This window comes from Phaeocystidibacter luteus, from assembly GCF_008933115.1.
Classification (GTDB): domain Bacteria; phylum Bacteroidota; class Bacteroidia; order Flavobacteriales; family Schleiferiaceae; genus Phaeocystidibacter; species Phaeocystidibacter luteus.
Genome location: NZ_WBVO01000001.1, coordinates 127,633 through 140,674 on the forward strand (window position 1 = coordinate 127,633; position 13,042 = coordinate 140,674).

Below are 13,042 nucleotides of genomic sequence, written 5' to 3' on the forward strand. Positions count from 1 at the left end.
ACAGCCTTTGTGGAAGTTCCGATTTATTGCGGTTTGTACTTATAACGGTCTGTTTAATAGGTTATTAACCATGATTATTCCAAAAGATGTTTTATCTTCATGGCAACCTAACTAACCTACAAACTACCTGACCCTGATGATTTACCTGCTTGTTCTGAGCTAGGTCCACTCAAAATCTCATTTGGATAAGGCGGCGCGTAGCCTAACCTTTTTTACCATGAAACATCCTTATCAAGGAATGATGAGAGGACTATTTTCTGTCCTATTGGTCTTCCTATGTTCAACTGCTTTCGCTGCTCACTTCCGTGCAGGGAGTATTAGTTGGAGTGTAGACCAAAATGACCCATCGGGTCGAACCGTAATTATCAAAGTCACCCAGTCTTACGGTGGCTGGACTTTTGACCCTTACTATCCGGTGTCTTCTACGCCTGTAGGACAAGTGATTAACCAGTACTTTGACAACCTAAGAATCACCAATTCTACAGGTGGAGTGATTGCTAACTTGCCAATCAATCAATTGGTAATGACCTCGTTCAATCCAAGTGAAGATTATTGGATTGGCGAGCAGTTGTTTACCTATACATTCCCGGCCAACGGCAATTACACGGCTTACTTTGCAAGCTGCTGTAGAGTGGGAAACCTTTCCAACAATGCCAATGCATCTTGGAACAACACAACTACTATCAACATTGGAAGCGGAAACAACGGTCCAGTTGCTACACTTCCACCGGTAGTGAACCTGCCTGTGGGTGCTCCAGCTGCATCTTACCAGCTTCCTGCGGTTGATCCCGACGGGGATCCGCTTACTTTCCGTGAAGCGAATCCAAACGAAGCGGGTAGTGGTTCTTCAAACCCATCGTTTGTGAACATTAGCAGCACTGGACTTATCACATTCAATACAACAGGACGCTCGGTTGGACAACTTTACAATGCCGCATTTGTGGTGAGCGATGGTCAATCGCAGATTATGATGGACGTTGTATTCAAAATGGTTCAGCCATCGAATCCACCAATTTTTGACTATTCACTTACACCGCCTAACGGTTATGTATTCGAAACAGGTCCTGGTCAAACTGTAACCTTCGGTGTTCGTGCAAGTGATCCAGATGTGGGGAATACAGTAACGCTTTCAGCGGCGGGTCTTCCTGGTTCTGCAAGCACTTCACCACAACTGCCAACTACTGGAGCGCCAGTTCAGAGCATGTTCTCTTGGACTCCTACAGCAGCAAACTTTGGGGCAACGGTAATCAACTTTACCGCTCAAGATAACTTCGGCAACCAAACTTCTACGGCGGTTACAATCATCGTTTCATTGAAGCCTGTGTTCGATGTTCCTCCAACGCCAAGCAGCACTGGACACAATGTATACGCTCCTGGAACACCTATTAGCTTCCAAGTTCAAGCTTCTGATGCCGACCCTTCTGACCTTGTATCAATCATTTCAGCTGAAGGAAAGGACATGATGGGCAACCACATTCCGCTCTATGCCGGTGCTAGTATGAGCCCTACACCAAGTGTTCCGGCGAATCCTACGTCCGCAACGTTTAACTGGACACCTGCGGCTTCCGATTGGGGTCACCGTCACGTTTTCTTCACCGCGGAAGACCTAGGTGGAGAGCAAACTGTTCATGAGGTGAAAATCCTCATCAACACCGATCCTGTATTTAGCAGCATTCCGGTCGATCAAACGAACGTTGGCCAGAACTACGCTTACAATATCACAGTGAATGATCCAGACATCGCATATGGCGACCAAGTGACAGTTATGGTGACGAACAATTTGCCACCGTTCCTGAGCTTCACTGATAATGGTGACGGAACAGCTAGCCTTACTGGTACTCCAGGCTTGGCCGATGCGGGTACCTACACCATCAACCTTTCTGCGGAGGATGCAAACCATCACCACGGTGTGGTAGCAACTCAGAGCTTCCAACTTACGGTAAACCCGTGTACAATGTCTTTGTCAGGATCGGCTTCTGATGCACTTTGTAATGGAGATGCTACGGGCGGAGTTGATTTGACGGTTACGGGTGCAAACGGAACTCCGACATTCGCATGGAGTAACGGAGCTACCACTGAGGACCTTTCCGGTGTTGCTGCTGGTACGTACAGCGTAACAGTTACAGATGCTTTCGGATGTACGGAGTCAGCTACATTTACTGTAGGCGAGCCTTCGGCGTTGAGCTATAACTTCTCGGCTACTCCGATTCTTTGTAACGGAGGATTGAGCAATCAATCAATTACTGTATTTGGTGGTACTGCTCCATATACCGTAACGAATCAAGGTGGTGGAGCATTGGTAATTGGACTTGCTGAGGGCGTTACAGCTGGTGGTCCAACTTTCGCAGCCAACTATGTATATACCATTACAGATGCGAACGGATGCCAGTTGTCATTCAATGCAAATATTACTGAGCCTGCGGCACTTACCGCTTCGGCTACTGCTGCAACTTATGCTGGAGGATGGAATGTGAGCTGTAATGGAAGTTCTGACGGTTCTGCCGACCTTACAGTGGCAGGTGGAACTATGCCTTATAGCTACGCATGGGACAATGGAGAGACTTCAGAAGATATCAGTGGACTTAGCGCAGGAACGTACAACGTAACTGTGACTGATGCCAATGGTTGTTCTGTGAGCACTTCGGTTTCCATTTCTGAACCGACCCCGCTTACGAGTTCATTGGGTGTTACCCCAGCTATTGGAGTGAATCCAGGTGGACAAACAAATACCATCTACATCGGTTACGGACCACAATCATTGACATTGTCAGTATCAGGTTCGGGTGGTACGGCTCCGTATACGTACAGCTGGACAAACGCGGGAAGTTTATCTAGTGGTTCATCTGCTACGGTGAGTGCTTCACCAACTTCACCAACTACCTATACGGTTACAGTAACTGATGCAAACGGTTGTTCATCAATCCAATCTGTTTCAATTGATGTTGTGGATGTGCGCTGTGGTAAGAAAGGAAGAAAAGTGCTCGTTTGTAAGGTTCCTCCAGGCAACCCAAGTCGTGCACACAATATCTGTGTAAGTTCAAATGCAGTGGCCTCTCATCTTGCAACGGGTTCTTACCTCGGACCATGCACGAACAAAACTGGTGGATGGACAGGCGACGAGTATACCGTATTCCCTAACCCGAACACAGGTGTATTCACGCTTTCATTTGACCTAACTGAAGCCAAGGAAGTGGTTTACCAAATCATGGACATGAGCGGAAGAATGATTACCGAAGGTTCTATTGATGAAGTAGCTGGACACTACCAAACTGTAGTTGATATTTCAACTCAGCCTAGCGGTATGTATATGGTTCGCTTCATCAGTGAAGACGAGATTACAACGGAGAGAATCAGCATTTCTCGCTAATTTCGAGTGAACTGAGAGAGAGTTCAAAAGAAAGAGCCGCTCCAAGATGGGGCGGCTCTTTTATTTGCGGCGGTGGCAATGCCTATCCGTAAAGCTCATTGAGAATTCCAGCGAGACGAATTCCTGCTTGAAGCAAGCGCTCGTTCACCTCATCTATATGATCGAAGTTATAGCGATACCCCATGCGGTCTGGGTCATCAATATCATATACCGACTCACGCATGGCCTTAGATTCATTTAGCCAAACCATGATTTCGTCAGCTTGCCACTTCGAGATTTGATCAGGAGACGCAACGTCAATCCAATCTGCGTACTCTGTGTAGCTCAATTGTTGACCATCGATTAATTCGGTATCCCACACTCTGTGAAGATTCGAGCTTTTGCCGAACCATTTTACTTTCACGTCATTTCCTCCGCGGTCTTCTCCGTTCCCAACGTGTAGAGGTTGGTGTACATCGCCTACTAGATGGATTAGACTTTTCAATGCCTCCGCTTCAGTCCAACCCTCGAATTCTCCAGATTGAATCTCTCGGATGATGCGGTTGATTGCAGTGTAAGCGTCGCCCTCTTCGGGTGCGCCTATTTCTTCATAGCTGCAAGAATCTGGAATGGTTACATAGTGCCAGGCACGCATGTGGTCCCATTCACTGTCAGATTTGATAAAGTCCATCCAGGTGCTAACCATCGCGGGAGATTCCCCTTCTAGGATGGCAAGTACGCGCTCTTTTGCTGCCGGGGTCATATGTCGATATGCAACCTCTCCAACAACGCGATGTCCTGTTTGTCCCCAGCCAAATGATAGTGTAGAGCAGAGGATGAGTCCGTAGGTAAGTAGCTTTTTCATGTTTGGTATTTAGAGGAACAAACTTCCACAATTCTTAGATATGATAAAAATCATGTGGGCATATGATAGCCATCAGTTTCGGTAACTTGTGGTCAAAGTACTTTAGTTCTCGATAAACAACCACACATCATGACACGCAAAATCACCTATATCATCACCACTTTGCTTTTGAGTTTTGGACTGTTTGCTCAGCAATACAGCATCAGTTCTGATTCTGAAGTGAAAGTGGAAGGAACATCTAATGTTCACGACTGGTCTGCCGTAGTAGAAGACGTTCGCGTCTCAGGCGGATCGAGCACATCACTTGTTGGCCTCAAGGTAGAGTTCATTGTTGAATCAATGAAAAGTGGCGATCGACTCATGGACAAAAGGATTCACAAGACGCTCAATTCTGAGGACCATCCGAAGATCGTATTCAACGTGACCGAATCTGAAAGAAACGGCGAGACGCTCACGATGAAGGGTAACCTAACCATTAATGGAGTCAAGAAAGACATCACGGTAGTGGCTAAGGTTACGGAAACCTCAAACGGATTGACCATCTCCGGCAAACAGACAATTCTCTTCACTGACTACGGCATGGACGCCCCGAGTTTTATGTTCGGCGCCATGAAGGTGGGCAACGAAGTTCAGATTGTATACAATGTTGTACTAACTCGATAATCTCATCAATCAACTAAAGTTCAGAAACCATGAAATCATTGAACATCCTTAAATCTGCTACACTTTTCGGCCTGATGGCTGTAAGTACAGTGGCGATGGCCCAGCAACCTCAAATGCAATACTATCGCACACCGGGTATTCAGGGGTTGAACGTATTTGAAACACCTAAGGACAATACCGTTCCATTCACAGGAATGAAGGTTCGCGTAGGCGGTGACTTTGCACTTCAGTTTCAAGCCCTAAACCACTCAACTAATCCTGGAGATACTCTTGTAAACCTAGGTTCTAATTTCAACCTTCCTACTGCAAACCTCAACATCGACGTTCAATTGGCCGACGGGGTACGCATGAACTTGGTGACCTACCTTTCTTCTCGTCACCACCCAGAAGCTTGGGTAAAAGGTGGTTACATCCAAATGGATAAACTCGACTTCATCAGCGATGGGTTCCTATCTGGATTCATGGACATCGCAACCATTAAGATTGGTTTGGATGAAATCAACTACGGTGACGCGCACTTCCGCAGATCTGATAACGCGAGAGCTATCTACAATCCTTTTGTTGGTAACTACATTATGGATGCCTTCACAACGGAAGCATTCGGAGAAGTTAACCTTCAGTACAACGGCTTACTCGGTGTAGTAGGTTTGAGTAACGGTAACCTCAATCAATCTGTGAATGTGGGTGATGCTGACCCAGCTCCATCTATCTACTTCAAGTTGGGTTACGACAAGCAAATGAATGATGATTTGCGTGTGCGCTTGACTGGATCATTTTTGAACAGCCCTAGCTATGACAATGGACGTTACCTCTACAATGGCGACCGTACAGGTGCGCGCTACTATTGGGTGATGGTAGAGCAAGGTACTGGTGCAAATGGACGAGACGAGGACAATTTCCGCAGCGGACGTTTCAGCCCTAACTTTAGAAAATTCACTAGCATTCAGGTGAACCCATTCATCAAGTATAAAGGAATCGAGTTCTTCGGCATCTATGAAATGGTGAATGGCGACCAGGCAGACGCCGATGGAGCTAGAGGCGGATCTTATACCCAAATTGCGGCAGAGCTCATCTACCGATTCGGAAGCAAAGAGCAATTCTACGTAGGTGGACGTTACAACACAGTAGCTGGTAACGCCAACGAAAATGCAGAAGACATTAACATCGCACGTTACAACTTTGGTGTGGGCTGGTTCATGCTAGACAACGTGATGATTAAGGCAGAGTACATGAATCAAGACTACTCTGGCGACGGATTCACAGGCTCAGTATTCGAAGAAGGAAACTTCAACGGAGCTGTACTTGAAGCGGTTATTGGTTTCTAAATCCTTGTTAAACGGTGTGAAGGGCGTTCTCCGGGACGTCCTTCCTTTTTGAGAAATCAAACCGTGAAACTGTGAGGAATGACGTCCATTATGGGCGTCATTTTTCGTTGATAACCGTCAGAAATATTCTAATTTGCGCGAATGAAAGCAGACTACTTTGCCCACGAATCAGCCGTGATTGATGAAGGTGCATCCATTGGCGCGGGAACCAAGATTTGGCATTTCTCGCACATCATGCCCGATTGCGAAATCGGTACGAATTGCAACATCGGACAGAATGTTGTGATTTCCCCAAATGTTAAACTTGGGCGAAATGTGAAGATTCAAAACAACGTGTCGGTTTACACAGGAGTGATTTGCGAGGACGATGTTTTCCTCGGGCCGTCGTGCGTATTTACCAACGTGAGTATTCCTAGATCTGCTATCAACCGTCGATCTGAATACGAGCAAACGATAGTTCGAAAAGGGGCTTCAATAGGCGCCAATGCTACGATTGTCTGTGGAGTTGAGATTGGCCAATATGGATTTATCGGTGCCGGCGCTGTAGTAACGAAGGACGTTCCTGCACACGCTTTGGTGGTTGGAAATCCTGCTAGACAGCTAGGCTGGATGTCAAGAGCCGGTTACAGATTACACTTTGACAATTCAGGCAAAGCTAAGTGTGAGGGCAGTGGAGAGCTATACGAACTCCGTGATGGAGCCGTTTTCCTGCTTTAATTGTGAACATTGATACGGGGGTGATTGTCTTATTGATGCCATGAGGGTAAAATCTCAAGGCTTTGGTTATTTTCGCAATCCCGTCACTAACCCAAGAGAAAAACTATATGCAAACCACGATGTCACCAGAAAGAGCAGAAGCACTTAAATTCGTTCGCGACAGCGCACGCTCTTTCGCCGAAACTCATATCCGTCCACATGTTATGGAATGGGATGAGAGTCAGACTTTTCCAGTGGAACTTTTCAAACAAATGGGACAACAAGGCTTTATGGGCGTGTTGGTTCCAGAAGAACTTGGAGGCTCAGGAATGGGTTACCAAGAATACATCACCATCATTGAGGAAATCGCTCAGGTTTGTGGCTCAATTGGACTTTCGGTTGCCGCACACAACAGCCTTTGCACCAATCACATCCTCACTTTCGGAACAGAAGAGCAAAAGAAGAAGTGGATTCCTAAGCTAGCTACTGCAGAGCACATCGGTGCATGGGGTCTAACTGAAACAGGCACTGGTTCGGATGCAGGAGGTATGAGTACCACAGCCGTACTTGAAGGAGATGAGTGGGTACTCAATGGATCGAAGAACTTTATCACCCACGCCATTTCTGGCGATATAGCAGTTGTTATTGCCCGCACAGGCGAGAAGGGCGACTCACATGGAATGTCGGCTTTCGTTGTGGAAAAAGGAACTCCTGGATTTACCGGAGGAAAGAAGGAGAACAAACTTGGTATGCGAGCATCGGAGACGGCTTGCTTGTTCTTCGACAACTGTCGTATTCCTAAAGAGAATATGCTCGGTAAAGAAGGAGAAGGATTCATTCAGGCAATGAAGATACTCGACGGTGGTAGAATTTCCATCGCAGCACTTTCACTAGGAATTGCAAGAGGTGCTTATAACGCCGCAAAAGCGTATGCTAAGGAGCGTGAGCAATTCGGACAGTCAATTTCTAAGTTCCAGGCCATCGGTTTTAAACTTGCTGATATGGCTACGAAGATCCATGCTGCAGAACTTATGACTCGACACGCTGGGGAGCTCAAGGATGCTGGTAAACCAATGACCCAAGAGTCGGCCATGGCCAAATACTACGCTTCTGAAATTTCGGTTGAAGTTTCAACAGATGGTATCCAGATTCACGGTGGATATGGATACACTAAGGATTATCCAGCCGAGAAGTTCTACAGAGATTCGAAGCTTTGCACGATTGGTGAGGGAACATCAGAAATTCAGAAACTGGTGATTTCTAGAAACTTGTTGAGAGAATAAGCTCATTATACAAATACTCACAATCCCGCTGCGCGAAAGTTCAGCGGGATTTTTTGTTTTGCCATAAGCGTGTCTATCTTGCCCCGATGAGAAAGTATCTCGGTCCTGGTATTCTTTTCGCGGCCACAGCCATTGGGGTTTCACATTTAGTACAATCTACTCGAGCTGGGGCGGATTATGGATGGAGTTTCCTGTGGATTATTCTCTTGGCTAATGTCCTCAAGTTCCCCTTCTTCGAATTCGGAACTCGTTACGCGAACGCCACGGGGGAGTCGCTCATTGAAGGGTACAGGAAATTGGGGAAGTGGGCGGTTGTGCTCTATGCTGCGACCACCTTATCGTCAATGTTTACGGTTACAGCAGCCGTATCGATCGTTACGGCGGGCCTATTTGCTCAATTGGTAGGATGGGAAGGTTCCTTCGGACTACTTACAGTCGCCATCTTCGCACTCTGTTTCGTTTGGCTATCCTTGGGGAAATACAAGTTCCTCGATAGGAGTATCAAGGTGATTATTGGTATTCTCTTCCTGAGCACTGTAGCAGCATTTGTTACTACTGCATTGAATACAGGGCTCCATCCCGAATGGAGTACCGCGCCAGATTGGGGGGAGATTACGGATGTCTCTTTCACGTTAGCTCTAGTAGGATGGATGCCAACGGCGGTAGACTTGAGCGTGTGGAATAGCATCTGGACCGTCAATAAAATGAAGGGGAGAGATGTGGGAGCCAACCTAAAGGAAGTTCTTCGAGAGTTTCATTTGGGATATTGGTTGTCGGCAGTTTCGGCCCTGCTCTTTTTGGGATTGGGAACTATGCTGATGTACAATTCGTCTGAAGACCTTCCTGCGGGAGCTGTAGGATTTGCTGGCGCTTTGGTCGACTTGTATGCCGTTGCGCTTGGACCGGGATTCAAATCCATTATCGTTGTAGCTGCCACGGCGGCGATGTTCAGTACTACGCTGAGCGTGTTTGATGGATATGGAAGAACAACACGTAGGTTGGTTCGTGCATTATTGCCAACCGTGCATTTCTCATACTGGATTGCGTTAGGGGTTGTTGCAGTAGGAGGGTGGCTGTTGGTGGTGACCTATCAGGACAAAATGCGCGAGCTGGTTGACCTGGCGATGCTCATATCGTTGGTGATTGCGCCTATCATTGCGGTGCTTAATCACAAGCTCGTTCACTCATCCACATTTCCGTTGACGCATCGACCTGGAAAGCCGATGACACTATGGTCCTATGTGGGAATAGTGGCATTAGTACTATTGTCGGGGGCTTACCTCTTATATTGACAGATTGCTCAGATACCTGTCTTTCGCATTAACATCCTCAAAGTTCGCGTTGAATAAATTGTTAAGACTCTTTACATGAACCGTTCTAAAACTTACACTCAAAGTGGTATTTTAGCGGGTAAACATCGATGAATTAGATGATGAGAAAGTTATTATTAGTAGCGATTGGACTGATGTTCTCTATGCAGAGCTTCGGTTCACACCTATTGGGAGGTGAAGTTTGGTGGCGTTGTATCACAACCGGTCCACAAGCTGGAAAGTACCATTTTTACCTTCGTCTATACCGAGATTGTAGTGGTGCTTCCATGCCATCGGGAAACCAAACCATCAATGGTGGTCCGCTTGGAAGTATGACTGTAACTACGCTTACTGACGTAAGTGACCCATACTATGTGGTTGGGGGATATCCAAGAGATGCCTCGCCTGATTGCGCTGGTGGATCAAGTATCAACTGTGCGACTGCCACAACTCCAGGTTCGGGTGCGATTGAAGAAGCCGTTTGGAGAACTCCGACACCTGTTACATTGAGCGGTGTGCCGCCAGCAGCGGGTTGGACATTCAGCTGGTCTTCTTGTTGTCGACCTGCTACGGCCAACCTTCAAGGTCAGCCTGGTTACTTCCTTCGCGCAACTATGTATCCGTATAACGACGGAACTGGTAACAGAAACGCGAACCCTTGCTACGACTCATCACCACGATTCTTGGAGATTCCTAAAGTTGTGACTTGTACCGGATATGAGTTCGCGTACAACAACTTTGCATTTGACCAAGAATTGGATTCACTTCACTTCGATTGGGCACCACCACTCACTGCAGCAACTACTTCTGCAACCTTTGTTGGCGGTTACTCAACGAACAACCCTGTTCCAGGTATTCAAAACTTTGCTCAGGATGCAGGCCAGGTGACCATCAATACATCGCTTACGGGGCAGTATGCTACCTGTATGCGTGTAGATGCTTACAAGTTCGGACAGCGCGTTGCGTCTATTTTCCGTGACATTCCTATTGTACTTGTAGGTTGTGCGGGTGTGAGTAACAATCCACCTTCACTTGATGTAATTAACGATCCGCTTCCAGCACCACAGCTTACTCCAGTAGTGAATGGTGGTGATACGATTTACTGGGATATGACCGTAACTGCTGGTGAGTACATTCACTTCAAAATGCAGTCTCAGGACAATGACTTCCTACCGAACTTCATTCCACAAACCATTAAGTTTATCGGAGTAGGAGGTAACCTCGGCGAGCCGATGAACAGCACAACGAACTGTCTGTTCCAAGCTCCATGTGCTACGGTAACGCCAATAGCACCGCAGTCGAGCTACAGTTCTTCACTTACGAACAACGTGGAATTCGACTGGCAGACGACATGTGATCACTTGTCCTATCAAGCTAGTGCCGGTGGGTCAAGACGAAACCAGTATCTCTTCTACTTTAAGATGGAGGATAACAGTTGTCCTGCACCATCCTTTAAGTTGATTACAGCAAGAATTACGGTTGAAAGTCCAGCTCCGGTACCGCCGGACATGACTAACGCTTGTATCTCAGCTAATATCGACGGTTCGATTACCTTCGATTATGGAGCTCCTGCTCCGGCAGATACAGGTCAGAATTTTGACTACTACGTAATTTTCCGAGGCGGAAATGGTACGCCGTTTACTCCGTATGATACGGTTACTGACTACTCTCAGTTGTCGTACACCGACCAAACACCACTTACGGGGAACAATTTCTATTATGTTAGAACATTCGGTGGTTGTGATCAAGAGTCACTTTCATCAGATACACTTTCTGCTATTAATGTTACCGTAACTCCTTTCCCTGCTACGAATCCATACGTGGCTAACTTGAACTGGAACCAGCCAAGATACCACGGCTACAATGGTACCTATCAAGTATGGCGTGCCGTTTCAGGTTCTGGTAACTATGCTATGGTAACTACTACTACGGATACATTCTTTAGCGACACCGTTCCATTCTGTGGAGAGCTCTTGGATTATCAGATTCGTATCGACAGCGCTTGTGAGTCCTTTGTGGATTCCGGCTATTTCGCCGATCAAATCAACCAAGATCAATTGGATATTGGTTATGCGACCGTAACAGGTGGTCAAGCTCAGTTGATTTGGCCAGCTACGAATTATGGCGATGTAACAGAATACATCATTCTTCAAAGACAACCAGGTGTAGGTTGGGTTAACGTGGACCAAGTGCCAGTGGGTACTGCAGTGCCATACATCGTGCCTACATCTACAGCCGGTCAGCAAGCAGAAACATACAAAGTCGTTTCCCTTGACAGTTGTGGAAACCAGAGCTCCGACCTCGTCGTGCCTGCACACACAACCATGTACCTCGATGGAGATCTAAATCCATGCGATGGAATTATGGTCCTCAAGTGGAACAACTACGTTGGATGGGACGGCGGTGTGGATAACTATCAGATTATGGCTGATGTCATTCCACCAACTGGAGCACCTCAAACAGGTGTGCTCATCGGCACCAATGTGGGTGACGATACAACATTCGTTCATCAGAATATGATTTCAGGCGCACAGTACTGCTACTATATTGTAGCAACGGACACGGCTGGAACAACAACAAGTACATCGAGTGAGTTGTGTATCAACTCTAGTATCGTTGTAGGATCACGTCTCCAATACATGGCGCGTACTACGGTGAACGTGGACGGCTCTGTAGAAACATGGGCGTTTATCGACCAAAATGCTGACGTTGATGAGTACATGGTTCAGCGTGCAGAAGATGACTTTGGACCTTGGATTACCATTGGTATCGTTCCAAAGCCGACAGCTGCTCCATACCAAGTTCGCTTCACAGACTTCAGTGCAAATACAGACGCATCACGCTACGTATATCGCATCCGTAGTATGAACGAGTGTGGAAGCATCGATACAGTATCTAACTTCGGTACAAACCTTCTTCTAGAGGTTTCTCCGAACGATAACCTCACGAACCAACTTCGTTGGAACCGCTACCGCGATTACGGGGGTACTGTGAGCTACAATGTTTATCGCAAGCAAGAAAACGCAGCCGCGTGGGTTCTTGTAGAAAGCGGAATTGGTGATACAGCGTACACGGATAACATTCGTTCATTTGCTCAAGGCAACGGACAGTTCTGCTATCGTGTAGCTGCGGTTGAAGCAAACAACCCACTTGGGTTTGTAGATGAGAACGGAGGTCCAATGACTTCATTCTCGAACTCGCTTTGCATCGACCACGACGCACGTGGATTCTTCCCTAAGGCGTTCCGTCCAAACAGTGCTGTTCCTGAGAACCGTGTTTGGAAACCAGTGAACCTCTTTGAAGATCCAGACCAGTACCTACTCGTTATTCAGAACCGTTGGGGTCAAGAAGTATTCCGTACTACTGATCCAGACGCTGGATGGGACGGATGCTATCAAGGTGAAGCTGCCCAGATGGGCGTGTACCAGTACATTGTTCGCTACAGAGCCGAAGAAGGCAAGCAACAAGAAGTACGAGGAACGTTCACACTGATCGAATAGAAACAATCCTCATTTCATTGGAAATCCCTGCCATTCGGCGGGGATTTCTTTTTT

General features: G+C 46.9%; 8 protein-coding genes. 7 read left to right on the forward strand and 1 reads right to left on the reverse strand.

The window, feature by feature from the left end:
* Nucleotides 1-217 precede the first annotated feature (217 nt).
* Entirely contained in the window at nt 218-3,367 is a 3,150-nt protein-coding gene (locus tag F8C67_RS00545; RefSeq protein ID WP_151665832.1) for a T9SS type A sorting domain-containing protein, read from the forward strand.
* Nucleotides 3,368-3,449: 82 nt separating this feature from the next.
* Here F8C67_RS00545 and F8C67_RS00550 read toward each other — a convergent pair whose 3' ends face one another.
* Nucleotides 3,450-4,211, reverse strand: a complete 762-nt coding sequence (locus F8C67_RS00550; protein WP_151665833.1) for a S1/P1 nuclease — start codon at nt 4,209-4,211, stop codon at nt 3,450-3,452.
* Between the two features lie 129 nt (nt 4,212-4,340).
* Here F8C67_RS00550 and F8C67_RS00555 point away from each other — a divergent pair, with 129 nt between their 5' ends.
* The 6 genes from F8C67_RS00555 to F8C67_RS00580 all read left to right on the forward strand — a co-directional run bounded on the left by F8C67_RS00555 (nt 4,341) and on the right by F8C67_RS00580 (nt 12,988).
* Complete coding sequence (locus F8C67_RS00555; RefSeq protein WP_151665834.1) at nt 4,341-4,874, forward strand: YceI family protein; 534 nt, start codon at nt 4,341-4,343, stop codon at nt 4,872-4,874.
* A 29-nt stretch (nt 4,875-4,903) separates the two neighbouring features.
* Nucleotides 4,904-6,199: a hypothetical protein gene (locus tag F8C67_RS00560; RefSeq protein ID WP_151665835.1), complete on the forward strand. Its 1,296-nt coding sequence runs from the start codon at nt 4,904-4,906 to the stop codon at nt 6,197-6,199.
* Between the two features lie 141 nt (nt 6,200-6,340).
* Nucleotides 6,341-6,916, forward strand: a complete 576-nt coding sequence (locus F8C67_RS00565) for an acyltransferase (RefSeq protein WP_151665836.1) — start codon at nt 6,341-6,343, stop codon at nt 6,914-6,916.
* A 119-nt stretch (nt 6,917-7,035) separates the two neighbouring features.
* Nucleotides 7,036-8,178 carry an acyl-CoA dehydrogenase family protein gene (locus F8C67_RS00570; RefSeq protein ID WP_151665837.1) on the forward strand — a complete coding sequence of 381 codons (1,143 nt, stop codon included), beginning with the start codon at nt 7,036-7,038 and terminating at the stop codon, nt 8,176-8,178.
* Between the two features lie 86 nt (nt 8,179-8,264).
* Nucleotides 8,265-9,470, forward strand: coding sequence for an NRAMP family divalent metal transporter (locus F8C67_RS00575; protein WP_151665838.1), 1,206 nt, complete (start codon nt 8,265-8,267; stop codon nt 9,468-9,470).
* A gap of 140 nt (nt 9,471-9,610) precedes the next feature.
* The gene (locus tag F8C67_RS00580) at nt 9,611-12,988 is read left to right on the forward strand and encodes a T9SS type B sorting domain-containing protein (protein ID WP_170266304.1); all 3,378 of its coding nucleotides are present in this window, start codon (nt 9,611-9,613) and stop codon (nt 12,986-12,988) included.
* Nucleotides 12,989-13,042 lie beyond the last annotated feature (54 nt).